The sequence below is a fragment of the Mumia flava genome (assembly GCF_002797495.1).
In the GTDB taxonomy this organism is placed as follows: Bacteria; Actinomycetota; Actinomycetes; order Propionibacteriales; family Nocardioidaceae; genus Mumia; species Mumia flava.
In genome coordinates this window covers 1756922-1783839 of the sequence record NZ_PGEZ01000001.1, presented here as the reverse complement: position 1 = coordinate 1783839, position 26918 = coordinate 1756922, and the positions used below count along the sequence as shown (strand labels likewise).

At 71.6% G+C, this 26918-nt stretch carries 29 protein-coding genes and 1 tRNA gene; 16 read left to right on the top strand and 14 right to left on the bottom strand.

Annotated elements, in window-relative coordinates; all coding sequences use genetic code 11:
* Nucleotides 1-62 precede the first annotated feature (62 nt).
* The 4 genes from CLV56_RS08460 to CLV56_RS08445 all read right to left on the bottom strand — a co-directional run bounded on the left by CLV56_RS08460 (nt 63) and on the right by CLV56_RS08445 (nt 3034).
* Nucleotides 63-794, bottom strand: a complete 732-nt coding sequence (locus CLV56_RS08460; protein ID WP_100414684.1) for a hypothetical protein — start codon at nt 792-794, stop codon at nt 63-65.
* The gene (locus CLV56_RS08455) at nt 791-1453 is read right to left on the bottom strand and encodes a helix-turn-helix domain-containing protein (RefSeq protein ID WP_039343547.1); all 663 of its coding nucleotides are present in this window, start codon (nt 1451-1453) and stop codon (nt 791-793) included. Before CLV56_RS08455 ends, CLV56_RS08460 begins: the two co-directional genes overlap by 4 nt.
* Before the next feature lie 105 nt (nt 1454-1558).
* Complete coding sequence (locus CLV56_RS08450) at nt 1559-2239, bottom strand: cache domain-containing protein (protein WP_100414683.1); 681 nt, start codon at nt 2237-2239, stop codon at nt 1559-1561.
* A gap of 51 nt (nt 2240-2290) precedes the next feature.
* Nucleotides 2291-3034, bottom strand: a complete 744-nt coding sequence (locus CLV56_RS08445; RefSeq protein ID WP_039343549.1) for a FadR/GntR family transcriptional regulator — start codon at nt 3032-3034, stop codon at nt 2291-2293.
* 134 nt (nt 3035-3168) lie between these two features.
* On the opposite strand from CLV56_RS08445, the gene CLV56_RS08440 reads away from it, so the two are divergent.
* The 8 genes from CLV56_RS08440 (at nt 3169) to CLV56_RS08405 (ending at nt 10914) form a co-directional block, all read left to right on the top strand.
* Entirely contained in the window at nt 3169-4248 is a 1080-nt protein-coding gene (locus CLV56_RS08440; protein ID WP_100414682.1) for an ABC transporter ATP-binding protein, read from the top strand.
* A gap of 63 nt (nt 4249-4311) precedes the next feature.
* Entirely contained in the window at nt 4312-5505 is a 1194-nt protein-coding gene (locus tag CLV56_RS08435; protein ID WP_039343552.1) for an extracellular solute-binding protein, read from the top strand.
* Between the two features lie 7 nt (nt 5506-5512).
* Entirely contained in the window at nt 5513-6424 is a 912-nt protein-coding gene (locus CLV56_RS08430) for an ABC transporter permease (RefSeq protein WP_039343555.1), read from the top strand.
* A 9-nt stretch (nt 6425-6433) separates the two neighbouring features.
* A complete protein-coding gene (locus tag CLV56_RS08425) occupies nt 6434-7234 on the top strand; it encodes an ABC transporter permease (protein ID WP_039343557.1) in 801 nt (266 codons plus the stop codon).
* A gap of 74 nt (nt 7235-7308) precedes the next feature.
* Nucleotides 7309-8196 carry an ABC transporter substrate-binding protein gene (locus tag CLV56_RS08420; protein WP_039343560.1) on the top strand — a complete coding sequence of 296 codons (888 nt, stop codon included), beginning with the start codon at nt 7309-7311 and terminating at the stop codon, nt 8194-8196.
* Between the two features lie 121 nt (nt 8197-8317).
* Nucleotides 8318-9091, top strand: a complete 774-nt coding sequence (locus CLV56_RS08415) for an amino acid ABC transporter permease (protein WP_245857714.1) — start codon at nt 8318-8320, stop codon at nt 9089-9091.
* On the top strand, nt 9088-9825 hold the full coding sequence (locus tag CLV56_RS08410; protein WP_039343565.1) for an amino acid ABC transporter ATP-binding protein: 738 nt from the start codon (nt 9088-9090) through the stop codon (nt 9823-9825). The genes CLV56_RS08415 and CLV56_RS08410 overlap by 4 nt, the downstream gene beginning before the upstream one ends.
* 156 nt (nt 9826-9981) lie before the next feature.
* Entirely contained in the window at nt 9982-10914 is a 933-nt protein-coding gene (locus tag CLV56_RS08405) for a VldE C-terminal domain-containing protein (protein WP_039343567.1), read from the top strand.
* Nucleotides 10915-10974: 60 nt separating this feature from the next.
* Here CLV56_RS08405 and CLV56_RS08400 read toward each other — a convergent pair whose 3' ends face one another.
* A complete protein-coding gene (locus CLV56_RS08400) occupies nt 10975-11925 on the bottom strand; it encodes a quinone oxidoreductase family protein (protein ID WP_039343603.1) in 951 nt (316 codons plus the stop codon).
* 273 nt (nt 11926-12198) lie between these two features.
* Between CLV56_RS08400 and CLV56_RS08395 the strand changes: the two genes are divergently transcribed.
* Entirely contained in the window at nt 12199-12828 is a 630-nt protein-coding gene (locus tag CLV56_RS08395; RefSeq protein ID WP_425437714.1) for an ACT domain-containing protein, read from the top strand.
* A gap of 147 nt (nt 12829-12975) precedes the next feature.
* Here the strand turns inward: CLV56_RS08395 and CLV56_RS08390 are convergent, their stop codons facing one another.
* Complete coding sequence (locus CLV56_RS08390; protein WP_039350365.1) at nt 12976-13854, bottom strand: SDR family oxidoreductase; 879 nt, start codon at nt 13852-13854, stop codon at nt 12976-12978.
* 221 nt (nt 13855-14075) lie between these two features.
* Nucleotides 14076-14990, bottom strand: coding sequence for a 1,4-dihydroxy-2-naphthoyl-CoA synthase (locus CLV56_RS08385; RefSeq protein WP_039350366.1), 915 nt, complete (start codon nt 14988-14990; stop codon nt 14076-14078).
* 183 nt (nt 14991-15173) lie between these two features.
* Here CLV56_RS08385 and CLV56_RS08380 point away from each other — a divergent pair, with 183 nt between their 5' ends.
* From CLV56_RS08380 to CLV56_RS08370, 3 genes are read left to right on the top strand one after another with little or no spacing between them, the layout of a single operon-like run.
* A complete protein-coding gene (locus CLV56_RS08380; protein WP_100414680.1) occupies nt 15174-16388 on the top strand; it encodes an NAD(P) transhydrogenase subunit alpha in 1215 nt (404 codons plus the stop codon).
* Nucleotides 16385-16717, top strand: coding sequence for an NAD(P) transhydrogenase subunit alpha part 2 (locus CLV56_RS08375; RefSeq protein ID WP_039350369.1), 333 nt, complete (start codon nt 16385-16387; stop codon nt 16715-16717). The genes CLV56_RS08380 and CLV56_RS08375 overlap by 4 nt, the downstream gene beginning before the upstream one ends.
* A complete protein-coding gene (locus CLV56_RS08370; RefSeq protein WP_039350372.1) occupies nt 16717-18096 on the top strand; it encodes an NAD(P)(+) transhydrogenase (Re/Si-specific) subunit beta in 1380 nt (459 codons plus the stop codon). The genes CLV56_RS08375 and CLV56_RS08370 overlap by 1 nt, the downstream gene beginning before the upstream one ends.
* Before the next feature lie 106 nt (nt 18097-18202).
* Here the strand turns inward: CLV56_RS08370 and upp are convergent, their stop codons facing one another.
* Nucleotides 18203-18841: a uracil phosphoribosyltransferase gene (gene upp, locus CLV56_RS08365; RefSeq protein ID WP_039350376.1), complete on the bottom strand. Its 639-nt coding sequence runs from the start codon at nt 18839-18841 to the stop codon at nt 18203-18205.
* Between the two features lie 116 nt (nt 18842-18957).
* On the opposite strand from upp, the gene CLV56_RS08360 reads away from it, so the two are divergent.
* Together CLV56_RS08360 and tadA are read left to right on the top strand one after the other, a co-directional pair.
* Nucleotides 18958-19425, top strand: coding sequence for a tRNA adenosine deaminase-associated protein (locus tag CLV56_RS08360; RefSeq protein WP_245857711.1), 468 nt, complete (start codon nt 18958-18960; stop codon nt 19423-19425).
* Between the two features lie 40 nt (nt 19426-19465).
* Nucleotides 19466-19897: a tRNA adenosine(34) deaminase TadA gene (gene tadA / locus CLV56_RS08355; protein ID WP_039350597.1), complete on the top strand. Its 432-nt coding sequence runs from the start codon at nt 19466-19468 to the stop codon at nt 19895-19897.
* Here tadA and CLV56_RS08350 read toward each other — a convergent pair.
* Entirely contained in the window at nt 19894-20445 is a 552-nt protein-coding gene (locus tag CLV56_RS08350) for a pyridoxamine 5'-phosphate oxidase family protein (RefSeq protein WP_100414679.1), read from the bottom strand. The genes tadA and CLV56_RS08350 overlap by 4 nt on opposite strands.
* Nucleotides 20446-20456: 11 nt before the next feature.
* Nucleotides 20457-21026 carry a dihydrofolate reductase family protein gene (locus CLV56_RS08345; protein WP_039350379.1) on the bottom strand — a complete coding sequence of 190 codons (570 nt, stop codon included), beginning with the start codon at nt 21024-21026 and terminating at the stop codon, nt 20457-20459.
* Between the two features lie 122 nt (nt 21027-21148).
* On the opposite strand from CLV56_RS08345, the gene CLV56_RS08340 reads away from it, so the two are divergent.
* Nucleotides 21149-21239, top strand: a tRNA-Ser gene (locus CLV56_RS08340).
* A gap of 59 nt (nt 21240-21298) precedes the next feature.
* Here the strand turns inward: CLV56_RS08340 and CLV56_RS08335 are convergent.
* The 3 genes from CLV56_RS08335 to CLV56_RS08320 all read right to left on the bottom strand — a co-directional run bounded on the left by CLV56_RS08335 (nt 21299) and on the right by CLV56_RS08320 (nt 24717).
* A complete protein-coding gene (locus CLV56_RS08335; RefSeq protein WP_157805113.1) occupies nt 21299-22294 on the bottom strand; it encodes a hypothetical protein in 996 nt (331 codons plus the stop codon).
* Between the two features lie 60 nt (nt 22295-22354).
* Nucleotides 22355-23641 (bottom strand): chymotrypsin family serine protease, encoded by a 1287-nt coding sequence (locus tag CLV56_RS08325; protein ID WP_100414676.1) that lies wholly within the window; start codon nt 23639-23641, stop codon nt 22355-22357.
* A gap of 167 nt (nt 23642-23808) precedes the next feature.
* Nucleotides 23809-24717 carry a siderophore-interacting protein gene (locus CLV56_RS08320; RefSeq protein ID WP_039350382.1) on the bottom strand — a complete coding sequence of 303 codons (909 nt, stop codon included), beginning with the start codon at nt 24715-24717 and terminating at the stop codon, nt 23809-23811.
* A 154-nt stretch (nt 24718-24871) separates the two neighbouring features.
* On the opposite strand from CLV56_RS08320, the gene CLV56_RS08315 reads away from it, so the two are divergent.
* Nucleotides 24872-26353: a potassium/proton antiporter gene (locus CLV56_RS08315; protein WP_039350384.1), complete on the top strand. Its 1482-nt coding sequence runs from the start codon at nt 24872-24874 to the stop codon at nt 26351-26353.
* A gap of 22 nt (nt 26354-26375) precedes the next feature.
* Here the strand turns inward: CLV56_RS08315 and CLV56_RS08310 are convergent, their stop codons facing one another.
* Entirely contained in the window at nt 26376-26918 is a 543-nt protein-coding gene (locus CLV56_RS08310; RefSeq protein ID WP_039350387.1) for a LytR C-terminal domain-containing protein, read from the bottom strand.

Below are 26918 nucleotides of genomic sequence, written 5' to 3'. Positions count from 1 at the left end.
CTCACTCACCGCGCCGGCGTACGGATGGGAACTGACGCACCGCGCCGGCGTACGGGTGGGACCTAGCTCACCGGGGCACGGTCGATCACGCGGGTGAGGCGCGCGAGGCCGTCGGCAGCACCGTCGATCATGGACGCGGCCAGGTGCGCCTGCGCAGCCGGGACGGCGTCGCGCAGGTAGCGGATCTCCCCGGCGGCCAGGTCGGCACCGCGGAGGTCGCGCGCGGTCAGCATCGAGGCGAGCAGCGCGATGTCGTCGAGGTGGCGACCCGGTGCGGTGTCGAGCGGGAGGGAGTAGGCCGCCGACTTGATCACGAGAGCACCGATCAGCGACGGACGTCGTACGGTCCCGGTCGTCTCCCCGACCGTGACCTCGACGGTCTCGGTGCGGCGGAGCGCGTAGATCGCGCCGGGCGTGGCGAGACCGGGATTGCCGTCCGCTCCCGCCTCACGACCGGCCCGTCCGGTGAAGGCCGGGATGAGGACGTCGATGATCGCCTCGCCGCGGACCCACCGGTGCTGCTTGCCGCTGGCGGTCAGGCCGCGGGGCTCGAACGCGGCGTCGGTCAGTGCGGACGTCACCGTCATGAGGATCTGGGGGTACGCCCGGACGTCGAGGACGGTGTCGACGTCGGGGGTGGAGCGGTACGGGTCGACGCCCCGCTCGGCGCAGTGCAGGTGCACCATCTGACCACCGACCAGCGTCCACGCGTCCGGCACGTTCTTCGCGAGGTGGAACAGCCCGATCCAGGACGCCTCCTGCTCCGCGCTCATCACCGGAAGCGTGACCGTCACGTCGTCCCTCCTGCGGGCGTGCCGAGCCCGATCAGCTCGGCGGCACGGGCGTTCTCCCGCGACCCTAGGTGCTCGGCGAGGTCGGCCGCCAGCACCGGCCACGTGATGTCGGGAACCTGCGCGACGACGTGCAGCACCACGTTCGCTTCCGCCGCGCCGGCCGGGACCAGGAAGTAGTCGTCGACGAGGTGGTCCAGCTCGGCGACCGCGACGTACACCTCGGCGACCGGACTCACGATCCCGCTCCCGGGTGCGTCGACACCGGAGCGGCGCACGCGGTCGTCCGAGCGCAGCTCGTCGCGGTCGGCTTCCGCGACCCGCCAGGTCGTGCGGTCGCCGCGGCGCTCCGCCCAGGTGCGCAGGAGCGAGACGGAGTCGGGGTCGCTGCCGAGCCGGTGGGCGTACGCGCGGAGCCGTCGCAGCTCGGTCGCGGACACCGCCGGTCGCTCCCCCGCGAGCAGCGCGAGCAGCGCCCAGGCCATCCGCTCCGAGAGCGGGCGGGAGCGCCGGGGCGTCGCGAGCGGCAGGTCGTGCGAGTCGATCGCCCACTGCCGTCCGATCCGGGCAGCGGGCAGGTCGCCGGCCTCGATGCGCTGCAGGACGCGCCGGGGTGAGACGCCGAGCCGCGTCGCCGCGTCGTGGACCCCGATCCAGGTCATGACACAAGCATACGGGATCCCGTAGAGAAGTGTGCGCAAGGAGGAGTGTGTGAACGAGGTGCGACGGCGCCTTGGTCTTCCCAGGCTCGAGCGGCGGGGTCGGCGTCAGTGCACGCGCGTGACCCGCAGAGGCAGGTCGGCGCAGGGCAGGACCTCGGGTGCGGAGGCGAGGTCGACGAGGCTGCCGGTCGCGACCCGTGGCGACGCCGACACGACGGCACGACCGTGGTCGTTGACCAGCAGCGCCGACGGGTCCGCCTCGCGCAGCAGCCCCAGGAGCATCCCCTCCAGGGTCTCGACGAGCGTGTCCGCACCGACGACGCCGACCATCCTGCCGTCGGCCAGGACCGGGACGGTCGCGGTCATGACGTACTCGTCGGTGCACACGAAGTCGACGTACGGGCCGGCGAGGTGGCGGCGACCGGTCCGTTCGGGGACGCGATACCAGGGGTGGCGGGTGTAGTCGAGCGCGTCGCCGGAGTCGGGTGACTCCGACTCGGCGAGGAGGTGGCGGTCCTCGCCCTGCCACCAGGCGAGGTAGAGGGCGCGGTCGCTGAGCGTCCCGTGACCGGCGACGAAGCCCGACCCCATCACCCGCTCGTCGGTGAGCAGGTCGCGCACCAGGGGCGCGATCGCCGTCGACGCCGCCGAGGACGCGACGGGCCCTGCGTCGAAGAGGGCGGCGACGCGGTCGCGCATCGCCTCGAGGCGCGCGAACAGCGTGAGGAAGTAGTCGTCGACGGTCGCGACCACGTCGCCGAGGTCGTGCTGGGTCTTCACCGGCATCGGTCCACCTGCCTTCGTGCTTGCACGCCAGCGTCGCTGGTGGCGCCCGAGTCAGCCCAATGCTGCCTTCTTCTGGATGAGCCACGCAACCGATTCGCGGACATGCGTCGATGCCGTACGTCGCGCCGCGTCGCCGTCTCCCGCCCCGATCGCGTCGACGAGGGCGGCGAGCCGTTCACCCGCCGCCTGCCGGTGCTCCGGATCCATGAGGGGTAGGCGGACCAGTGCTCCGAACGACGCCTCGAGCCGCAGCAGCTCCCGGGTCATCCTGGCGGACTGGGTCAGGGCCGCGACCGAGAGGAAGAGCTCGGCGTCGGCGTGACGCCAGCGCGCTGCGTCCGTGTCGGTCTCGTCGGGCACCAGCTCGCGCAGCTCGGCGACGTCGTCGGCGTCGGCGTACGCGGCGGCGAGCTCGGCACACCCGGCCACGATCACGCCGTACAGCGTCGCCCGGTCGCGCAGGTCGACGTTGGACATCGAGGCGAGCCGGACCCGCAGCGACGCGTCGTCGGGGTGGCGCGGCCGGTTGACGAAGCTGCCGCCGCCGCGGCCCCGGGTCGTCGTCACCAGGCCCTGGGAGCGCAGCGCGACCAGCGCCTCGCGTGCGGTGACCGTGGCCACGCCGAACATCGCGGCGAGCTCGGGTTCGCTGGGCAGTCGCTCCCCGTCGTGCAGCACGCCGGAGTAGATCGCCTCGGCGAGCCTCTTCTCGACCCGGGTGGCGCGCCCCTCGTCGCCGAGCGGCGCGAAGACTGCGGCGCGCGGATGGGTCGCGGGCCGGTGACGCTCTGCCACGGTCGGTCCCTTTCCGCGCCCGGATTCGATGTCACGAAATCCTAACGGCACTGCCTTCTCAATCTAATATCTGGTTTCATATCTTTAACCTTCCGGCGCAGCAGCGCCAGAGGTTCCCGCGAACGAGGAGAGGCATGAGCGTCCAGCAGGCAGAGCAGGCCGGAACGACCGCTTCGGGCAGCCCGGCGATCGTGCTGCGCGGCCTCGTGAAGCGGTTCGGGCCGGTGACCGCGGTCGACGGGGTCGACCTCGAGATCGCGGACGGCGAGTTCTTCTCGATGCTCGGCCCGTCCGGTTCCGGAAAGACCACCGTGCTGCGGCTGATCGCCGGGTTCGAGCAGCCGACCGACGGCACCGTCCAGCTCGGCACCACCGACGTCACCGGCAAGGCCCCGTTCGAGCGTGACGTCAACACCGTCTTCCAGGACTACGCGCTCTTCCCGCACATGAACGTGCTCGACAACGTGGCCTACGGCCTGCGGGTGCGCGGCGTGGGCCGCAGGGAGCGACGCGCGCGGGCGCGGGACGCGCTCGCGACCGTCCAGCTCGAGCACCTCGGCGACCGGCGTCCGAGCCAGCTCTCCGGCGGTCAGCGCCAGCGCGTGGCGCTCGCCCGCGCGATCGTCGTCGAGCCGTCCGTGCTGCTGCTCGACGAGCCGCTCGGAGCTCTCGACCTCAAGCTGCGTGAGCAGATGCAGGTCGAGCTCAAGCAGCTCCAGCGCGAGCTCGGCATCACCTTCGTGTTCGTCACCCACGACCAGGAGGAGGCGCTGACCCTCAGCGACCGGATCGCCGTCTTCCACGAGGGCCGGATCGTCCAGCTCGGCACGCCGCGCGACATCTACGAGCAGCCCGGCTCGACGTACGTCGCGTCGTTCGTCGGCACGTCCAACCTGTTCGCGCCGGAGCAGGCGCGTGATCTGCTCGGTGTCGACGGCGCCCACGCGCTGCGTCCCGAGAAGGTCTCGCTGGTCGACGCGTCGGGCTGGAACGCAGCCGAGCCCGTCCGCGTCGCCGACGGCGTCGTCGAGGCACGGGGCGTCATCGCCGAGACGATCTACCTCGGCTCCGCCAACCGCGTGCTGGTCGACCTCGCTGCCGGGCCGCGCCTGGTCGTGGTCGAGCAGAGCGCCGGTGCCCTCGCGCGGGACGAGCACCGCGGCGACCACGTCGTCGCACGGTTCGCGCTGCGCGACCTCGTCCCCGTCACCTGAGCCCGGACCGTCGACGACGACGGCCATCCCACCACCACCGCACGAGCGAAGAGGAGTCCCACCATGAATCCGACCACCCGTCCTGCGACGCTGCGGCGTCTGCTGGGCGTCGCCGCGCTCACGTGCTCGCTCGCGCTCGTCGGCGCCTGCGGCAGCGACGACGACAGCGGCGGCAGCGAGTCCTCGCAGGCGATCGAGGAGCTCGGCGAGAACGAGGGCCAGGTCTCGATCCTGACCTGGCCCGGCTACGTCGAGGACGGCAGCAACGACCCGAACGTCGACTGGGTCACGCCGTTCGAGGACGAGACCGGCTGTCAGGTCACGTCGAAGGTCTACGGCACCTCGGACGAGGCGTTCAACCTCGCCAAGACCGGTGAGTACGACGTGATCGCCGCCTCCGGTGACCTGTCGCTGCGCCTGGTCGCCTCCGACGAGGCCGCCGCGGTCAACACCGACCTGGTCCCGAACTACGAGGGCATCTTCGACTTCCTCAAGGACACCGAGTGGAACACCGTCGACGGTGTCAACTACGGGATCCCGCACGGCTACGGCGCCAACCTGCTGATGTACAACACCGACGTCGTCAAGCCGGCTCCGACCTCCTGGAGCGCGGTCTTCACCGACGCCTCGAAGTACGCCGGCAAGGTCACCGCGTACGACTCGCCGATCTACATCGCCGACGCGGCGCTGTACCTCATGAAGCACGAGCCCGACCTCGGGATCACCAACCCGTACGCGCTCGACGCCGACCAGCTCGACGCCGCGGTGGATCTGCTGAAGGAGCAGCGGCAGAGCATCGGCGAGTACTGGTCGGACTACCTCAAGGAGATCTCGGCGTTCCAGACCGGCGACTCCGTGGTGGGGACCTCCTGGCAGGTGATCGTCAACGCGATCGACCAGCCGAACATCGAGGCGATCCTGCCCGAGGAGGGTGCCACGGCGTGGAACGACACGTGGATGCTGTCGTCGCAGGCCGAGAACGTCAACTGCGCGTACGCGTGGATGGACTACATCGCGAGCCCGGAGGCCAACGCGACCGCGACGGAGTACTTCGGCGAGGCGCCGAACAGCGAGGCGGCGTGCGAGCTGACCACCGACCCCAACCACTGCGACACGTACCACGCGGGCGACGAGGAGTTCTCCGAGCAGCTCTGGTACTGGCGCACGCCGATCGCGGAGTGCCTGGACGGGCGCACCGACGTGACGTGCACCGACTACTCGGAGTGGACGGCGGCCTGGACCGAGATCAAGGGCTAGGAGCCGGATGACCTCGCCGTCGACCACGGTGGCGACCCCCGCACGCGCGGGGGTCGCCACCCGGCCGTTCTCCTCGTTCCTCAGCCGCCACCCGCGGCTGCGCCTGACCTTCCTGCTCTCGGCGCCGCTGCTGTGGCTGGTGCTGATCTACGTGGTCGCGCTCGCCGCGCTGCTCGTCACCGCGCTCTGGACGACCGACGCCTTCACCGGCGAGATCCAGCGCACCTGGTCGCTCGACAACATCCGGACGGTGCTGACCGAGTCGCTCTACCGAACGGTCACGCTGCGGACGCTCGGCGTCGCGGCCGCGGTCACGGTGATCGACCTCCTCCTCGCCCTGCCGATCGCGTTCTTCATGTCGAAGGTGGCGTCTCCTCGCGCCCGGCGGATGCTGGTCGTCGCGGTGCTGACGCCGCTGTGGGCGAGCTACCTCGTCAAGGCGTTCGCGTGGCGGTCGCTCCTGTCGACGGGCGGGCTGGTCGAGTGGGTCGCCGAGCCCTTCGGCATCCAGACCCCGGGGTACGGGCTGGTCGCGCTCGTGATCACGATGTCCTACATCTGGCTCCCGTACGTCATCCTGCCGATCTACGCGGGCTTCGAGCGGGTCCCCGACTCGCTGCTCGAGGCCTCCGGGGACCTCGGCGGCTCGGCCGGGCAGACCATCCGGCACGTGGTCATGCCGATGCTGGTCCCGGCGATCATCGCGGGTTCGATCTTCAGCTTCTCGCTGACCCTCGGCGACTACATCGCGGTGAACATCGTCGGCGGGACCAACCAGATGCTCGGCAACCTCGTGTACACGAACGTCGGCGCGGCGAACAACCTGCCGCTCGCCGCCGCGATCGCCCTGATCCCGATCACCATCATGATCGTGTTCCTGGCCGCGGTGAAGCGGACCGGCGCACTCGAGAACCTCTAGGCGGAGTCGATGATCCTCTCCAGGCGCGTGCGGTGGCTGCTGGCCGGGACGACCGTGCTGATCCTCGCGTTCATGTATCTCCCGCTGCTCGTGGTGGTGGCGAACTCGTTCAACCCGAACCAGGCGATGACCTGGCCCCCGGACGGGTTCACCCTCGAGTGGTGGCAGCGCGCGGCGCAGAGCGAGGGCGCCCGCGACGCGGTGCTGACGAGCGTCCGGGTCGCGCTGATCGCGACCGGGGTGGCGCTCGTGCTCGGGACCCTGCTGTCGCTGGCGCTCCAGCGCTTCGAGTTCTTCGGGAAGTCGTCGGTGAACCTGCTGGTGATCCTGCCGATCGCGCTGCCCGGCATCGTCACCGGCATCGCCCTCAACAACGCCTTCACCGGCATCCTCGACGTGCAGCTGTCGATCTTCACCCTGGTGGTCGCGCACGCCACCTTCTGCATCGTGACGGTCTTCAACAACGTCCAGGCACGGCTGCGCCGCACCGGCAGCAGCCTGGAGGAGGCATCGGCCGACCTCGGCGCGGGGGTGTGGACGACCTTCCGGCTGGTGACCTTCCCGCAGCTGCGGTCGGCGCTGCTCGCCGGCGGCCTGCTGGCGTTCGCGCTCAGCTTCGACGAGATCATCGTGACGACGTTCACCGTCGGCGCCGGCACGACGACCCTGCCGATCTGGATCCTGAGCAACCTGTTCCGCCCCAACCAGGCCCCGGTCGTCAACGTGGTGGCGGTCGTCCTCATCATCGTCTCGATCGTGCCGATCTGGCTCGCGCAGCGGCTCTCGGGAGACACGGACGGCCGCCGATGAGCCGCCGGCCCGGCGGGGCTCGTACGGTCGACCTGGGGCCGCGTGAGGTGCGTCATGCCCATACGATTCAGACCATGATCTCCGTACGCCGTACCCGCACCGCCCGCGCCGGTGCGCTCGTCGCCGCCGGTGCTCTCGCGTTCGCTGCCGGCTGTGCACCGGCGGACGAGAGCGACGACGCGGCATCGGACTCCGCGTCGAGCGACGCCGACTGCTCGGTCGAGGCCCTGCCCCTCAAGAACGCGGGTCGTCTCACGATCGGGACCGACGCCCCGGCGTACGAGCCGTGGTTCGTCGACGACGACCCGACCAACGGCGAGGGCTTCGAGTCGGCGGTGGCCTACGCGATCGCCGACCGGCTCGGGTTCGCCGAGGACGAGGTCGACTGGGTGACCGTGCCGTTCAACACGAGCTACCAGCCGGGCGCCAAGGAGTTCGACTTCGACATCAACCAGATCTCGATCACCGAGAAGCGCGCGAAGGCGGTGACGTTCTCCGAGCCGTACTACCGGGCGGCGCAGGCGGTCGTGACGCTGGAGGACAGCGAGTACGCCGACGTCACGAGCCTCGACGAGCTGTCCGAGGCGAAGCTCGGCGCCCAGGTCGGGACCACCTCGTTGGAGGCGATCGACCAGATCGCACCGACGCAGCAGCCGGGCGTCTACGACGACACGAGCAAGGCGACCCAGGCGCTGGAGCTCGGCCAGATCGACGCCCTCGTGATGGATCTTCCGTCGGCGTTCTACACCGTGGCCGCCGTGCTGTCGGAGCCGAGCGTGATCGTCGGCCAGTTCCAGCCGGAGACCGGCGAGACCGAGGAGTTCGGCCTGCTGCTGGAGAAGGACAACCCGCTCGTGACGTGCCTCGACGCGACGATCGACGACCTGTCCTCGGACGGGACGCTCGACGACATCGAAGAGCAGTGGCTGTCGCAGACCACGGGCGTCCCCGAGCTGTCCTGAGTCCGCCGGACCGGACCCTTCGTACGTCCTCATGACACCCGCCGCCGCACCGCCCAGCTGGGAGGTGAGCCGCCGCCAGCTCGAGCGGATGGCCTTCCGGAGGCGCCAGGACCGTCGACGGATGACGGTCGCGGCGGTCTCCACCGTCACCCTCCTGGTGGTGCTCTGGTTCGTGATCACCTCGGCCCCGGGGTGGGAGCGGGTCCGCGAGACGTACTTCGACTGGGACGACGCGAAGGCGTCCTTCCCCGGGATCGCACGCGCCTTCGTCGTCAACATCAAGGCGTTCCTGATCGCCGAGGTGCTGATCCTGGCGCTGGCGCTGCTCGTCGCCGTGGTCCGGGTGGTCCCGGCGCCGTGGATGGCACCGTTCAAGCTGATCGCCACGGTCTACACCGACGTCTTCCGAGGGACGCCGACGCTGCTCGTGATCCTGCTGGTCGGCTTCGGGGTGCCCGCGCTCGACCTCCAGGGCGCTCCGAGCGACGTCTTCTGGCTCGGGATCATCGCGCTCACGCTGAGCTACGGCGCGTACGTCGCGGAGGTGATCCGGGCCGGCATCCTGTCGGTGCACCCGAGTCAGTGGGCCAGCGGGCGCTCGCTCGGGATGTCGTACGGCACGACCCTGCGGTACGTGGTGCTGCCGCAGGCGCTGCGCCGGGTGACGCCCCCGCTGCTGAACGACTTCGTGTCGCTGCAGAAGGACACCGCGCTGCTGTCGGTGATCGGGATCGTCGAGGCGCTGCGACAGGCGCAGATCGACTCCAGCCGTGACTTCGTCTTCACCCCGATCGTCGTCGCCGCCTGCTTCTTCATCGTGGCGACGATCCCGCTGGCGCGGTTCACCGACTGGCTGTCGCTGCGCGCGGCACGACGGCAGAGCGGGGCGCTGTGAGCGACCCGGTGCTGCGTGCCGAGGGGGTGCGCAAGAGGTACGGGAGCACCGACGTGCTCCGTGGGGTGGACCTGTCGGTGGGGGCGCACGAGGTCGTCTGCCTGATCGGGGCGTCGGGGTCCGGGAAGTCGACGCTGCTGCGCTGCCTGAACCTGCTCGAGGTCGTCGACGACGGCGACATCTGGCTGGACGGGCGGGAGATCACCGACCCGCGGGTGGACGTCGACGCGGTGCGCCGCGACATCGGGATGGTCTTCCAGGCGTACAACCTGTTCCCGCACCTGTCGGTCCGTGACAACGTGACGATCGCCCCGCGCAAGGTGCGACGCGCGGACCGCCGTGAGGTCGAGCAGCGTGCCGACGACCTGCTCGAGCGGTTCGGGCTGGCCGACCAGGCCGCCAAGCACCCCGACGCGCTGTCCGGGGGTCAGCAGCAGCGGGTCGCGATCGTCCGGGCCATCGCGATGGAGCCCGCGGTGCTGCTGCTCGACGAGATCACCTCCGCGCTCGACCCCCAGCTCGTCGGTGACGTCCTCGCGATGATCCGCGAGCTGAAGGACGACGGGATGACGATCGTGATGGCGACCCACGAGATGGAGTTCGCTCGCGACGTCGCCGACGAGGTGGTCTTCCTGGACGACGGGGTCGTACGGGAGCGGGGTGCGCCCGAGGCGATCTTCACCGCTCCGTCCGACCCGCGGACCCGGGAGTTCCTGGCCCGTCACCTGGCTTGACCGGGGCGCCGTGCCGCGGCGCCGAGATGCGCATCTCGCGAGCCTGACTAGCGTGGGAGCGCCGCCGCCGGGTCCGCTCGGGGCCCGACACCGTTGTCGACCGGCGGCATCCCGGGGGTGTCTATGCCGAACGACGACCGATTCGTCCGTTCTGGAGTGTTTCTCAAGTCCGTGGTCGTCTCCGTCGGCGTCGTCGCCGCCGTGGTCCTGGCGCCGCCGCACGCTGTCGCGAAGGTCCCGCCCACGCCGGACGACCTCCCGGACCGGGTCGAGCCGTACGCCCCGTACGTCGGCGCCAACTCGTGCTCGAAGCGAGCCCAGCCGGGCGCACGCGCGTTCGGTGAGCTCCTCGTGGCGACCTGGCCGAAGACCCACTACTCCACCGGACGGACCTGCACGACGGCGCGCAGCGAGCACCACGACGGCCGGGCGGTCGACTGGATGACCTCGGTGCGCGAGAAGTACGGCAAGAAGCGCGCTCGGGACCTGCTGCGCTGGCTGCTGCGGTCCGACGCCGCAGGCAACCCCGCAGCCAACGCACGACGCCTCGGCGTCATGTACCTGATCTGGAACAACCGGATCTGGTCGTCGTACCGAGCCTCCGACGGGTGGCGCGCCTACAGCAACTGCGCGTCGGCGCCGCAGCGGTCCGCCGACACGCGCTGCCACCGCGACCACGTGCACGTGTCGCTGTCGTGGGCGGGCGCGCGCGGACGCACGTCCTTCTACGACAGCACCTACGCCGGGAACGACTACGGGCCGTGCCGCCCCGCGGACCTCGCCTGGGCCTCCCGTTGGACGTCGGTCCGCCGTACGCCGTGCCCGTGGTACCCCGAGCCGCGTGCTCCGTCCGGCTCGAGCAGTCTCCACCGCAGCCTGGTCACGTACTCCGGCCTGCGGATCAGCGCGGGCATGAGCGGTCCCGCGGTCACGGTCGTCCAGAGGGCGCTGAAGCTGGAGAGGACCGGGCGTTGGGGCCGGTCGTCACGCACGGCGATGCGGGAGTACAAGCGGGCCCGCAGCCTCGGGGGCAACGCCGTCGTCGGTCCGCGCGTCTGGCGGAGCCTCCTGGCCAGGACCGCACCCTAGCCCGCGAACCCTGGCCCGCGTGACCCCGGGGGCTGGTGTCCTCCGCGTGGCGCGGCCGGGTCAGCCGTGCTCGGGGCGGGCGATCAGGACGAGCGCACCACGGCCGTGACCGGTCTCCAGGTCGCGGTGGGCGCGGGCCGCCTGGACGAGGGGGTAGGCGTGCCGGATCTCGACGCGCAGCCGGCCGAGCGCGTGGAGCCGCAGCAGCTCGGGCGCGGCCGCGGCGCGGACGTCGCTCCCCAGCTCGCCGCCCGGCCCGTACCCGAGCGCGCGGAAGCCGTGCTCCCCCGCCGCGTCGAACCGCACCACGGTCGCGATCCGCCTGAGGTCCGCGACGAGCTCGAGCGAGACCGCGACCGCCTCGTCGGTGCCGACCAGGTCGAAGGCCACGTCCACGCCGTCGGGTGCTGCGCCGCGAACGCGGTCGGCGAGGCCCTCGCCGTACGTCACCGGGGTCGCACCGAGGGAGATCAGGTAGTCGGCGTTGCGGGCCCCCGCCGTCGCGATCACCCGTGCGCCGGCCAGCACCGCGAGCTGCACCGCCATGGTGCCGGCGCCGCCGGCGCCGCCGTGGACCAGCACGGTCTCGCCGGCGGTGAGCGCGGTGGCCTCGAGAAGGTGCGCCGCGGTCCCGCCCTTCAGGAACAGAGCCGCGGTCGTCTCGTACGACGTCCCTGCGGGCATCGGCAGAAGGTCGGCCTCCGCGACGAGCACGTCGCTGGCGTAGCTGGACCCGTCGACCCGTCGCGTCGTCACCGGATCCCCCGGCTCGTACGCCTCGACGCCAGGGCCGACGGCGCTGACCGTGCCGGACACTCCCGAGCCGAGCCCGTCGAGCAGGGTCGGGTCGGTCCCCGCGCGCCCGCTGTAGCTCGTGACGTCCCACGGATTGACGTCGATGGCGTGGACGGCGACGCGCACCTGGCCGTCGCCCGGCTCGGGCTCGGCGACCTCGCGGACCTCGAGCACGTCGGGGTCACCGAACGTCCGGGGGCGGACCTGGGTGGTCATGACCCTCACGCTACCGCGCGCCGGCACCGGGACGTACCGGCCGACGAGGCGGTGGTATTCGGTCATCGGGGCAGAAATGGGAGCGCGCGCCCCAGGCCGGGGTGCGTGGTCGGTATGCTCGGCCGGGGGCACGAATCCCGAGAAGCGAGCCCGTCCCGACCGGGGCGGCGCGCACCTCGGCCACGTAGGACGCACGCCCGTGGTCACCGTCGACCGCGACGGCGCCGACTCAGGCGCCGGTCGGCTGAACGGAGGAGACGAGCCATGGCCTTCTTGCTGCGCATCGAGCTGCCCGACGTCCCCGGGTCGCTCGGCGCGGTCGCCTCGGCCCTCGGTGAGGCGGGCGCGGACATCCACGCCATCGAGATCGTCGAGCACCGCAGCGACGGCAAGGCGGTCGACGACGTGCTGCTCGAGCTTCCCGTCACCACGATGCCGGACCAGCTGATCAGTGCGTGCCACCGGCTCGACGGCGTCCGGGTGCAGTGGATCTCGCGCTACAACGCCGGCGTGAACCTGTCGATGGACCTCGAGGCCGTCGAAGCGTTCACCGCGGAGCCGACCCGGGCACTGGAGATGCTGGTCGAGAAGATCCCCGAGACGTTCCGGGCGGACTGGGCGATGCTCGTCGCGCGGACACCGGACGGCCCGTCCGTGCTGCACGAGACCGCGACGGCGCCGGAGCTGACCGACGACGTGGAGAAGTGGTTCCTGATCGAGAGCGCGCAGCGGCTCAGCCCGGTCTCCGGCTGGGACTCGACCGTCCTCGCGGCCGCCCCGGTCCCGAGGAGCGAGACCGTGGTCGTGCTCGGGCGCCACGGCGGGCCGCCGGTGCTCGACTCGGAGCTCGCGCGGCTCGGGCACATCGTCGGCCTCGCCGCCTCGGTGGGCGCGGCGACCTGAGCGCGACCCGCCGTACGGCGGGCCATCCCGCGCCCGGGAGGCTCCGTAGCCGGCTGGGCAGACCCGCACTGGGCACCGGAAACCTCCCCAGCCAGGTGGGGGTCTCCCCAGTGAACTGGGGAGACCATCACGGGGCGGTGGGGCCGCTCAGCGCTTGGGCGTGACCGGGATGTGCGCGGAGTGGCTGCGGCCGAGCGCCGCGACCTCCTTCTCCATCTGGGGGACCGTGCGCCTGACCATCAGCTTCACGATGGGCTCGGGCAGCGGCGAGGAGAAGAGCGCGCGGGTCCAGTTCGAGACGCCGACCGCCCGCGGCACGTACACGCGGCGCTTGCGCTTGGCCATCCCGTCGCAGATCCGATCGACGCACTCCTCCAGCGTGGTGGTGCCGTTGGCCGGCGGCGGGAGCTTGCCGCGGATCGCCTTGAACGACGGCAGGTCGGCCTCGGCGCCCCGGACGATGTCGGTGTCGATCCACGAGGGGTGGCAGATCCCGACGCGGACGCCGAACGGGTACATCTCCTGGCGGACCGCGAGGCCGAGCGCCTCGGCGCCGGCCTTCGAGGCGTTGTACGGGGCGAGTCCGGCCAGCGGGGTGAACGCGGCCAGCGACGAGATGACGAGCAGGTAGCCCTTCGTCTCGATCACGTGCGGGATCGTCGCGCGAAGGGTGCGGAAGACGCCGTTCAGGTTGACGTCGACGACCCGCTCGAACGCGTCCGGGTCGATCTGGCGGATCGTGCCGTAGCTGGAGATCCCGGCGTTCGCGACCACGTGGTCGATCCGGCCGAAGTGCGCGGCGGCCGCGTCCACCGCGGACTGCACCGCCTCGGTGTCGCGGACGTCGGCCTCCCACCACGCCGCTGCGTCACCGAGCTCCGCGGCGACCGCCTTGAGCTCGTCGGGCTCGAGTCCGAGCAGGGCGACACGGCCGCCCCGTCGTACGTACTCGCGGGCGACGCCCGCTCCGATCCCACGCGCCGCGCCCGTGACGAGGGCGACCTTGCCGGTGAAGTTCGAGGTCATGCGCGTCAAGATACCGTCGGTATCCGAAATGCGCCAGGGCCGATGTCACATGGGATCGACGGTGGGACGCTCTCCCCAGTTGGCTGGGCAGCCCGCCACTGGGCGCGGGAAACCTTCGGAGCCCGGTGCGGGTCTGCGCAGCCAGCCGCGGCGGCGGCGACCCCGGTGACCGACTCGCGGCGGATCCTGGGATCGAGCGCCGTGGCCACGCGGACGCCGACTCAGTAGTGCCAGGGGTAGTCCGACCAGTCCGGGTCGCGCTTCTCCAGGAACGCGTCGCGTCCCTCGGCCGCCTCGTCCGTGGCGTACGCCAGCCGGGTGGTCTCGCCGGCGAACAGCTGCTGACCGACGAGCCCGTCGTCGATCAGGTTGAACGAGTACTTCAGCATCCGCTGCGCGGTCGGGCTCTTGCCGTTGATCTTGGCGCCCCACTCCAGCGCGACCGTCTCGAGGTCGGCGTGGTCGACGACGGCGTTCACCATGCCCATCCGGTGGGCGTCCTCGGCGGAGTAGGTGTCGCCGAGGAAGAAGATCTCGCGGGCGAACTTCTGCCCGACCTGGCGCGCGAGGTACGCCGACCCGAATCCGCCGTCGAACGACGCGACGTCGGCGTCGGTCTGCTTGAACCGCCCGTGCTCGCGCGAGGCCAGCGTCAGGTCCGCGACGACGTGCAGCGAGTGCCCGCCGCCGGCGGCCCAGCCGTTGACGACCGCGATCACGACCTTGGGCATGAAGCGGATCAGCCGCTGGCACTCGAGGATGTGGAGGCGCGCGAGCTTCGCCTTGTCCACCGTGTCGGCCGTGGTCCCGTCCGCGTACTGGTAGCCGGCCTTGCCGCGGATCCGCTGGTCGCCGCCGGAGCAGAACGCCCACCCGCCGTCCCGCGGCGACGGGCCGTTGCCGGTGAGCAGGACGCAGCCGACGTCGGAGGACGTACGGGCGTGCTCGAGGACGCGCAGGAGCTCGTCGACGGTCTGCGGCCGGAAGGCGTTGCGGACCTCGGGCCGGTCGAACGCGATCCGTACGGTCCCCTGGTCGACGGCGCGGTGGTACGTGAGGTCGGTGAGGTCCTCGAACCCCTCGACGACGCGCCATGCGGTCGGGTCGAAGTGCTCGGACACGGCGTCGCTGCTCATGGCGCACACTGTCTCACGGGGCCGGCAGGCTCCGGCCGCCGTCCTGGCCCGACCGTACGGCCGTGCGGGCCAAGGCCCTCTGACCTGCGGAAATGATGCAGCCGGCAACAAAAGACGCCGGACTGTGAGACCCACGTCCCAAATGGTGGCTGTGTCCAGCAGGTGTCCTCTAGGTTGCGTGGGGTGAGAATCGCCATCGTCAAAGAGACGGCCCCTGGTGAGGCTCGTGTCGCGCTCGTGCCGGAAGCGGTGACCAAGCTGGTCCGCTCGGGACACGACGTGGTCTACGAGCCTGGCGCCGGGCAGGCCGCCGAGTTCGCCGATGCGGAGTACGAGCAGGCAGGCGCCCAGCCGCGTGACGACGTGCTCACCGACGCCGACGTCGTCTGCTCCGTACAACCGCTCCCGATCGACCAGATCCGCCGGCTGCCGGCCGGGTCCACGACGATCTCGTTCCTCCCGGTCGCCCAGGACCTGGAACGAGTCGCCGCGCTCCGCGACGCGAAGGTCAGCGCCCTGGCGCTCGAGCTCGTGCCGCGGATCTCGCGGGCCCAGTCGATGGACGCGCTGTCGTCCCAGGCCCTGGTCTCGGGGTATCGCTGCACCGTCGTCGGGGCCGGGATGCTGCGCAAGTTCTTCCCGCTCAACATGACCGCCGCCGGCACCGTCCAGCCGGCCGAGGTGGTCGTGCTGGGCGCGGGTGTCGCCGGCCTCCAGGCCATCGCCACGGCCAAGCGCCTCGGCGCGGTCGTGCGGGCGTACGACGTCCGCGCGGCGGCGGCGGAGGAGATCCGCTCGATGGGCGCGAAGTCCATCGAGCTGGAGCTGGAGACGCTCGAGGGCTCGGGTGGGTACGCCCGGGAGATGACCGAGGACCGGGCGCAGCGTCAGCGCGAGCTCCTCGCCCCGTACATCGCGGCCGCCGACCTCCTGATCACCACCGCGGCCGTGCCGGGGCGGCAGGCCCCGCTGCTCGTGACCCGGGAGATGGTCGAGCAGATGAAGGAGGGGTCGGTGGTCGTCGACCTGGCGGCGGAGTCCGGCGGCAACGTCGAGGGCTCGGTCGCGGGCGAGACCGTACGGGTCGGTCGCGCCGACGTGTGGGGCGGCAGCAACGTCCCGAGCCAGATGCCGTCACCGGCCAGCAAGCTCCTCGCCCAGAACATCGTCAACCTCCTCGGTCTCATGACCGGCGAGGAGGCGGCGCTCGCGCTCGACTTCGACGACGAGATCGTCGACGGCGCGTTCGTCACCCACGACGGGGTCGTCCGCCACGCCCCCACCCGCGAGGCGCTCGGCGAGCCCGAGCCGCAGCCGGCGGGCGAGCCTGTCGAGACCCCGGTCTCGACAGGCTCGACCGGCGAGGTCGAGACCACGTCCGAGGAGGATCCGTCATGAACGAACCCATGGTCTGGCTGACGATCTTCGTCCTCAGCGTCTTCGTCGGCGTGGAGGTGGTCTCGAAGGTCTCCAGCACCCTGCACACCCCCCTGATGTCCGGCGCCAACGCGATCCACGGCATCATCCTGGTCGGCGCGATCCTGGTCACCGGCTCCACCGACGAGCCGGTCGCCATCGGGATCGGCCTGCTCGCCGTCGTCCTCGCCGCGATCAACCTCGTCGGAGGCTTCGTCGTGACCGACCGGATGCTCGAGATGTTCAGCGGCAAGAAGAAGCCGGCCCGTCCGGCCGAGTCCGACGACTCCAAGGTCGGAGGTGCGCTCTGATGCCCACCTGGGTCCAGCTCGCCTACCTCGCGGCCGGCGTCTGCTTCATCCTCGCCCTCAAGGGCCTGTCGTCACCGCGTACGGCGCGTCGCGGCAACCTGATCGGCGCTGCGGCAGCGGCCGCCGCCACGGTCGTGGTGTTCTTCCAGACCGACCTGCAGAACGTCCAGCTGATCATCGGCGCGATCGTGATCGGCTCCGTGATCGGTGCGGTCGGCGCGCGCAAGGTCCAGATGACGCAGATGCCGCAGATGGTGGCGCTGTTCAACGGTGTCGGCGGTGGGGCTGCGGCCCTCGTCGCGCTGCTCGAGCTGAGCGAGTTCCTGCACGTCGGCGCCGACATCGAGTCGTTCACCGCGTTCGCGACCGCGTTCACCGTCCTGATCGGCGCGGTGAGCTTCGCCGGCTCCGTCGTGACGTTCGCGAAGCTCCAGGAGCTGATGACGACGCGGCCGGTGGTGTTCGCCGGGATGCCGGTGGTCGTCGGCCTCGTGGTCGTGGGTTCGATCGTGCTGACCGTGCTGCTGACGATCTCGCCGGAGATGCCGGTGGCGGTCGCACTGGCGGTCCTCGGCCTCGCGTTCGGACTGCTGCTCGTGCTGCCGGTCGGCGGTGCCGACGTCCCGATCGTGATCTCGCTCCTGAACGCCTTCACCGGCCTGACGGTCGCGGCCAGCGGCTACATCCTCGAGAACCCGCTGCTGCTGATCGCCGGCACGCTCGTCGGTGCGTCCGGCACGCTGCTGACGATCCTGATGGCGAAGGGCATGGGCCGGTCCGTCCTGAACACCCTGTTCGGTGCCTTCAGGGGCGGCTCCACCCTCGGCGGAGGCACGGCCAGCGACCGCCCGGTCAAGTCGGCCACGCCCGAGGACGTCGCGATCATGCTCGGCTACGCGAACCGCGTGATCATCGTGCCGGGCTACGGGCTCGCGGTCGCCCAGGCGCAGCACACGCTGCGTGAGCTCGTGGACCAGCTGTCCGACCGCGGCATCACGATCGACTACGCGATCCACCCGGTGGCAGGCCGGATGCCCGGCCACATGAACGTGCTGCTCGCCGAGGCGCAGGTGCCGTACGAGCAGCTGCGCGAGATGGACGACATCAACGGCGAGTTCAAGAGCGCCGACGTGGTGCTCGTCGTCGGCGCGAACGACGTCGTGAACCCGGCAGCCCGTACGGAGCCCGGTGCGCCGATCTACGGCATGCCGATCCTCGACGCGGACCATGCGCAGCAGATCGTCTTCATGAAGCGCTCGATGCGACCCGGATTCGCGGGGATCGAGAACGAGCTGCTCTTCGACCCGAAGACGACGCTGCTGTTCGGCGACGCGAAGGACACGATGGGCAAGCTGCTGAACGGCGTGAAGGGCCTGTAGCGACACCGCCCCCGGAACGCCTCCCCGATTCGGTGGCGAATGCACCTCCGCGACCCGGGCCGCGGTGCATTCGCCACCCGATCGCGGGGCGTGCGGCGCCGTACGGTCAGACCACGCCGTACAGCCGGTCGCCGGCGTCGCCGAGCCCGGGCACGATGTAGCCGACCTCGTTCAGCTTCTCGTCGACGGCGGCGACCACGACCGTGACCGGGACGTCGATCCCGGCCAGGTCGGCCTTGACCCGCTCGATCCCCTCGGGTGCTGCGAGCAGGCAGATGGCGGTGATCGCGTCGCAGCCACGCGCCACGAGGAACTCGATCGCCGCCGACAGCGTGCCGCCGGTCGCGAGCATCGGGTCGAGCACGTAGCACTGACGGCCCGCCAGGTCGTCGGGCAGGCGCTCGGCGTACGTCGACGCCTCGAGCGTCTCCTCGTTGCGGATCATGCCGAGGAACCCGACCTCCGCGGTCGGCAGCAGGTGCTGCATGCCCTCGAGCATCCCCAGGCCCGCGCGCAGGATCGGCACGATCAGCGGCTTCGGGCTGGTCAGGCGGACCCCCTCGGCGGGCGAGACCGGCGTGGTGATCCGGACCGGCTCGACCCGGACGTCGCGGGTCGCCTCGTAGGCGAGCAGCGTGACCAGCTCGTCGGTGAGCCGGCGGAAGGTCGGTGAGTCCGTCGTGGTCTCGCGCAGCGTGGTCAGCTTGTGCGCGACCAGCGGGTGGTCGACGACGTGGATGTCCATGCGGCAGACACTACCGAGGACCGACGGTGGGCGACCTCACCAACACAAGACGGCTCCGCTCTGTCATCCTCAGGGAGGAGACGTCCGCGTGCGCGGCGTCGAAAGGGGTTGTGGTCGTGCCCGAGGACACCGTCGACCTGGCCGTGGTCGCCTACCGCGACGACGAGGGCTGGCGTCTGGACACCGTGCCCGACGACGCGGTCGAGGACGTCGAGGACCTGGTCGACGCGCTGAGGGACGTCCCGTCGCCGAGCGGTGCGCTCGGGATGGTCGCCGTCGACGAGGACTTCTTCGTCCTGGTCCGGCTGCGCGGCGACGACGCACGGATGCTGCTCTCCGACATCACCGCCGTCGACGAGTGGCCCTTGGCGGACAGCGTCGCCGACGTGCTCGACCTGCCCGACCCCGAGGACGACGACGAGCCGCAGCCGGCGGGCGACCTCACGATGCTCGCCGACCTCGGCGTGAGCGCGATCGACCTCGCGGTGATGCTGGACGACCCGGACGCGTATCCCGACGAGGTCCTGAGCGACATCGCGCAGCGGCTGGGGTTCGGCGACGAGTTCGAGGCGCTGATCGGGTGATCCGATGACGACGCCCGCGCAGCGCGCCGTCGAGCCGTGGATGGAGCGGGCGCTCGAGCTCGCGTCGCGTGCGCCGGCCGACGGTGACGTGCCGGTCGGTGCCCTGGTGGTCGACCCCGACGGCCGGGTCCTCGGCGAAGGCTGGAACGCGCGGGAGCGAGACGGAGACCCGACGGCGCACGCCGAGGTGGTGGCGCTGCGTGCGGCGGCACGTGAGCGGGGCGAGTGGCGTCTCGACGGCTGCACGCTGGTCGTGACCCTGGAGCCCTGCACGATGTGCGCGGGCGCGCTGGTGCTCGCGCGGGTGGACCGCCTCGTCTTCGGCGCGTTCGACGACAAGGCCGGCGCCGTGGGCTCGCTGTGGGACGTCGTACGCGACCGGCGGCTGAACCACCGGCCCGAGGTCGTCTCGGGCGTCCTGGCCGACCGCGTCGCCGAGCAGCTGCGCGGGTTCTTCGCCGACCACCGTTAGGCGGTCGTACGCGTGGGTGCGGCCGGCTGGGCGAAGCGCCAGCGGGTCGCCGTCAGTCCGTCCGCGCCGTAGCCGAAGGCCCGCGTCGGCACGAGCCGGAAGAACGCGTACTCCGGAGCGTCGAGCAGCGGGCCGTCGCGGACGACACCGTCGCGGACCGCGAACTCCCACGCGTACTTGTCCAGGAACGCGGCGGCGACCTCCGTCAGGTCGTCGTCAGCGGTCACACGGGTCGCGAGTCCTTCGACGACGAGATCCAGGTCCTCGCCGGACACGGTGATCACGCAGCGACCGTCCGTCGCGAGGTTGCGCCCCTTCCGTGAGACGGGACGCGTGGCGAAGCACGGCGCGTCGCCGACCCAGACGATCAGGATCGGCATGACGTGGGCTCGCCCCTCGGGACGCGTCGTCGCCAGCCAGACCTTGGGTGCGGACTCGAGGCACGTGCGGGCCTGGCTCCACGGCTTCACCGTGGCCTCGTCCGAGCTCATGGGCGTCGTGTCGTCTCCTCCGAAGAGGAGCTCGGCGGTCGGTGCGTCGATGGACATCGGCTTCTCCCTCATTCCTCGTGCGTGGTCGGGACGTAGCGCATCAGGGTGACGCCCGACGGGAACGGCTCGGCGGACTCGAGCCTGAGCCGTGCCGGTCTCGTGAAGAGCGCCTTGCCGGCGCCGATCGCCGTCGGGTGCAGCAGCAGGTGGTACTCGTCGACCGCAGCGATCCGCTGGAGAGCAGCGATCACGCTCAGGCTCCCGTAGACGACCAGGTCGCCGTCGCCACCGGCCCTGAGTCGCGCCACGTCGTCGTGGTCCAGCGAGCTGATCCGGGTGGAGCTCCGCCACGAAGCCGTTCTTCCGGACTTCGACACCACGAACTTCGGCATCGCGTCGACCCGCCGGGCGTAGTCACGGTTCGCGGGGGGCTCGGCCTCGTCCCCGGCGATCCGCGGCCACGTCTCGGCGAAGTCGCCGTGGGTCGTACGCCCGAGCAGCAGCGCCTCGGCGCCGGTGACCAGGGCGGTCTCGTACGCCGCCATCGCCTCGTCGGGCATCAGCCAGTCCATCTCATCGTCCGGCCCGGCCACGTACCCGTCCACGGTGGTCCACATCGACACGATGATCCGACGCATGCGAGCTCCTCCGACGAGCTGACTCGACAACAGAATAAGTCGAACAATAGTGTTCGAGATAGCGACGATACATCATCGACCCGGTTTGGGGCGCCGATCGGCCGTCCGGTACTGTCTCTCGCGGTGGCGTGTCCGAGTGGCCTAAGGAGCACGACTCGAAATCGTGTGTGGGTTAACAGCCCACCGTGGGTTCAAATCCCACCGCCACCGCCATCGTCGAAGCCCCGTCCCGGGTCCGTCCGGGCGGGGCTTCGTCGCACGCGGGGAGGTCCTCAGCCGCGACCGCCGGATCCCGTCGCGATCGCGCGCAGCGGTGCGTTCTTCGCCGGATCGCCGCGATTCTCCCACGAGGTCGGGGTGTTGGGTCCGGCCAGCAGCGGTCGGAGGTACGACCCGCGCAGCGCCCGCACGGCGACCCCGTCGTCGACGCCGTTGCGGGCACAGCCGGCGTAGCGGAGGTAGGCGACCGACTCCCCCAGCGCGGAGTCGATCCGCAGCACCACGGTGGACTCGCCGAGCCGGCGTGCGCCGCACCGCGGCGGATCGTCGCCGGCCACAGGCGCGGTGGCGATCGCCTCGACGGTCGTCGCGGCCTCCGGGCCGTCGAGCCGCACGGACGAGGCGAGCCCCCCGTCCCGCCGACCGCGGTGGTCGTACAGGCACGAGGCCACGGCGGTGATCCCCGACAGGCGCGCGAGGTCGTGCGCCTCGTCCGGTCGCCGCCCGGGGTCGTCCACGACCGGGTCGAGGACGGGACAGCCGTTCGCGTCGTGCTCGACCGTACGGAGGGTCGCGGCGATCCGCTCACGCAGCCCGGCCGGAGCCTGCACCACCACCTCGACACCGCCGGTCACGACGGTGACCCGGTCACCCAGCCGCCCGATCCCGTCGGACGTCCCCTCGGGCGCCGGGGCGAACGCCACCACGGTGCCCGTGTTCGCGTGCACCGTCTCGGCCGGCGGGCTGGCCTCCGTACCGACGCAGCCGACCAGCGTGCTCACTCCGGGCCGGCCCACGATCGGGCCACGGCCCCCGCGGTCCACGCACCACTGGCCGAGCCGCTGGGTGCCGTTGCCCCAGCCGAACGTGTCGGGGACCGCGACCTGCACGGACCGGTACGTCTCCCAGCGCCATCCGTCGGGCAGGTCACCGGCCGCCGGGGCGCTCGTGCTCGTGCTCGCCCGGGCGCCGTCCATCTCCCCACGATCACCGCCGACCCCGCAGGCGGCGAGCACGACTGCGCACGCGGCCACCGCGGTGGCCGTCACGGCACGTCGCCTCGTACGGGGCGACGCACCGGCACCAACCAGGATCGGGCTCATCGGCGCTCAGTTCGTCAGGGCGGTCACGTCCAGGTGGTTCGCGATCGACGTGTACCGCTCAGCGTAGAGGCGGCTGCCGCCCTGGTCGTAGGCGATGACCATGCCGCGTACCGAGGCGCGAGGCTTCGAGGGGTTGCGGTGGTAGACGGGGGCGCCCGAGTCGCCGTCACGGACGATGACGCGGTCGTCGGAGCGTCGCCCCCGCATCAGGTGCGTCGTGCACCCGACGTCGTCGCAGAAGGTCGCGGTGAAGCTCTTGATGACGATCCCGCAGACCGAGAGCGTGACGTCGCCGGATGCGCAGACGACGTCTCCGATCGCGCCGTCGTTCGCGTTGTGGACGGCACGGGAGGAGTACCGGTCGAGGCCGTCGGTGTAGATCCGCGGAGCGTAGGTCGAGCCCTGCAGCCGCGCCTGGTCGTAGTCGGGGAAGCCCGACCGGCCGCGCGTCACTCCGTAGAACTCGGTGCCGGACTTCCAGGAGGTGCCGTTCGGTCCGCAGTGTCCGGCCGTCAGCGACGCGCGTCCGCCCGAGCGTCGGACGACGCTGAATCCCGCCGTGCAGCGCGTCCCGCTGCTCACGATCCGCGCGCCGCCCCAGTGCGGTGCGACGTCCGGGCTGCGCGACGCGCGCCCGCCGGCGCCCCCCGACTCCACGGTGATCAACCCGGGAGCGACCGCGCCGAGTGCGTCGGCGAGGGCGTCGGCCCCGCCCGTACGGAGCGCGGCGTCGCCGGCGGTCGTCACGACGAGGGTCGCCGACTCCGGATCGACGTCGACCGTGAACGCCCCGAGACCGGCCGCAGCGCGGACGGCCGGGTCGCGGACGGCACGCCAGGCCTCGGTGAGCTCGGCTGCCGGGTGCGGTGCGTCGGCGAAGTCGACGTAGGACCTCGCCGAGCGGTCGAGGCCCCGCGTCAGCGCACGCAGCAGCGCCCCGCGGTCGGCTGTCTCGTCGACGACGAGGGTGTAGCCGCCGACCGGGTCGCCGGTCACGCCGACCAGCCCGATCCCGAAGGACACGGGGACCCCGTCCGTCGGCTTGTCGCCGTCCGGGACGAGCAGGTCGGTGAGTCGCGCGCCCACCGCGCGACCGGTGGCGGTCGGCTCGGGGTCGACCTCGGCCCGGACGGCTGCGCTCGCCGGATCGGTCGGCTCGCTGGTGGTCGGCTGGCTGCGGGCGGGGTCGGGTTCGCCCGGCACGGCGCCGCGTGCCCCGGGGGCGGCGGCGAGAACGGAGACGGCGACCGTGCCGGCGAGCAGCGCCGACACGGTGGTGGTGGGCATGCGCATGCGCGGTGTCCTCCCCGGTCGCGGGGCACGCCGTGCCCCGGGTGCGTCTCGTCAGCTCCGGCGGCGGCGTCGCGACAGGAACTCCTGGTGCAAACTAGTGTCCGCTCGGCGATCCCGCAACTGGGGAATTCGCGCCCGGGGAGGGCGCCGAGGGCCGTACGTGCCGCTCAGGCCTCCGCGCGACCGAGCCGCCAGTAGCCCATGAACGCCACCGATCGGCGATCCACACCGCGCTCGGAGACGAGGTGGCGCCGCAGGGCCTTGATGACCCCGGCCTCGCCTGCCATCCAGGCGTAGAGCCGGTCCCCGGTCTCGCCGGGGACGCTCGGCACGTCCCAGAGGATGTCCCGGTCGACGTCGACGTCCTCGAGCGGGGCGCCGGACGCGGTCGGATCGCCGAGCAGCCGGCCGGCCGCCCGTCGTACGGCGGGGTCGAGCCGCTCGCCGTGGGGGCAGCCCTCACGCGCCAACCAGGTCAAGTGCACCCCCTGCGGCCGCACGAGGTCGGTGAAGTCCTCGGCCAGCGGAACCTCGAGCACGGCCTCGCCGACCGTGTCCGCGGGCAGGCACTCGAGGATGCGCGACACCGCCGGCAGGGCAGTCTCGTCGCCGACCAGCAGCGTCGGGACGCCGCGGCGCGGTGCGGTGAACTCCAGACCGCCGTGGAAGCCGTCGAAGCGGGCGTTCGGGCCCATCAGGACGGCACGCGAGCCCGGCGTGCAGTCCGCTGCGAACCGTCCGGCGGGTCCGGTCGGGCCGTGGACCACCAGGTCGACGTCGATCTCGTACGCCTCGGGCCGCAGGTGCCGGATCGTGTAGGTCCGTAGGGGGTTGCGGTGGTGGTCGTCCAGGTCACGCCACGCGGCGTACCACTCCTCGTGGCGCGGGAGGTGTGCGTACCCGCCGTCGCCGTCGGGGAGCACGAGCTTGATCCGCTGGTCGGCTCCGTGGTCGGCCATCTCGTCGACGTCGGGGCCGCGGAAGGTGATCCGGACGAACGAGGGAGACAGCGTGCGGACGGCCGCCACCTCGACGTCGAAGAAACGCCAGGCGGACGTGGTCGTCGCTGTGGTCATCGGTTCCTCCCGAGCGATCTTTGGTCAGGCAAACCTTACTTCACCATCCGTGAGGTCGGGTTGTCCATCCCCCGCCGGGGGTGGGAGGCGGATCACGCCGGGGCGACGGTGCCCCACCCGTACGATGAGGGCGGAGTCGGGACCGGGGGGCCGAGTGGACATTCACGACCTCGACCGGGTCCTGCTGATCGGCGCGGGCGTCCTGCTGGTCGCGATCCTGGCGGTCCGGGCCTCGGTGGGCGTCGGGCTGCCGAGCCTGCTGTTCTACCTCGGGCTGGGCGTGCTCCTCGGCGACTCGATCCTCGGCGTGCCCTTCGACGACGCGGCCCTCGCGCAGGCCCTGGGATTCGGTGCGCTCGTGCTGATCCTGGCCGAGGGCGGTCTGACGACGAGCTGGGTGAAGGTCCGCGACTCGGTCGGGATCGGCTTGCTGCTCGCGACCGTCGGGTCGGCGGTCAGCGTCGTCGTGGTCGCGGTGGCCGGGCACGTCCTGTTCGGGCTCGACTGGCAGCTCGCGGTCCTGCTGGCCGCTGTGACCGCACCGACCGACGCGGCCGCGGTGTTCTCCGTCCTGCGCCGCGTCCCGCTGCGACCGCGCGTGATCGGCACGCTCGAGGCCGAGTCGGGGCTGAACGACGCGCCGATCGTCCTCCTCGTCGTCGCGGTGAGCGCCGGCACGTGGTCCGACCACCACCCGGTCGTCCTCGGACTGGTGATGGTGGCCGAGCTCGTCGGCGGGGGCGTGCTGGGGTTCGTGATCGGGCGGGCGGCGGCCTGGGCGCTGCGCCGGGTCGCGCTCGGCTCCTCCGGGCTCTATCCGCTCGCGGTGCTCGCCACGATCGTCTTCGCCTACGGGGCGACGACCTTCGTGCACGGCAGCGGGTTCGCGGCGGTGTACGTGTGCGCGCTCGTCCTCGGCAACGCCGAGCTGCCGCACCGCGCCGCCTCCCGCTCGTTCGCGGAGGGGATCGGCTGGCTCGCCCAGATCGGGCTGTTCGTCATGCTCGGCCTGCTGGTCACGCCCGCGACGATCACCTGGTGGCAGGTCGAGGTGGGGATCGTGATCGGCGCCGTGCTCACCTTCGTCGCCCGCCCGCTGTCCGTGCTGGTGTGCACGGCGTTCTCCTCGATGACCTGGCGCGAGCAGGCGTTCCTGTCATGGGCGGGCCTGCGTGGAGCGGTGCCCATCGTGCTGGCAGCGATCCCGCTGGCCTACGACGTGGAGTCGGCCGCCTCGATGTTCAACATCGTGTTCGTCTTCGTGGTGGTCTACACCGTGCTCCAGGCGCCGACGCTGCCGTGGGCGGCGCGTCGCCTCGGGGTGACCGTCGACCAGCCGACCGAGCTGGATCTCGAGGCCGCGCCGCTGGAGCGGATGCAGGCCGACCTCCTGCAGGTCCACGTGAGCCGCGGGTCACGGCTCGCCGGCGTCGAGGTCGGCGAGCTGCGTCTGCCGCCCGGGGTGCAGGTGGCGTTGCTCGTCCGGGCGGGGGAGTCGTTCGTCCCGCACCGCACCACGCGGCTCAAGCGCGCCGACGACCTGCTCGTCGTGGCGCCGCGGGAGAAGCGTGCGGAGGCCGAGGAGCGGCTGCGCCAGGTCAGCCGGTCCGGTCGCTTGGCCGGGTGGTACGAGTGAGCGCCGGTGTCGTGCGGCGAGCTCAGCCGACGTCGACCGGGGTCGCCTGCGGGACGCAGATCGTGACGCGGTTCTTGGCCTTCATCGCCTGGGGCGCCTTGGCCTTCTTCCGCAGGCCCTTGTAGTCGTCCCCGACGATCACGAGCACGGTCGCCTCTCCCTCGGGTGTGCCCTCCTGGTACGTCTTCTTGCCCTTGAACTGGGCGGCGACCAGGCGGGCGTCGACGCGGTTGGGCCTGCGGGCCACGATCTGGACGTTCTTGACCTTGGTGTCCTCGGTGGCGTTGCCGATCTCTCCCGGCTGGAACCCGCGGGCCTCGAGGTTGATCATCGTGCGGTTGGCGATGCCCGACGCGCCGGACGCGTTGAGCACGTTCACGCGGACCTCGCGCGCGGTGAGCTGCTCACCGGACTCGAGGGTGCGGTTGCGGCAGGTCAGGTCCGCACCCGCCTCCGGGAGGCCGGGCGGGTCGGAGACCAGCAGCCTGACGCCGTACCAGGTCCCGCCCGCGAACACGGCGACGAGCACCGCCATCGTGAGGAAGGTGCGAAGCCCCCGACTCAT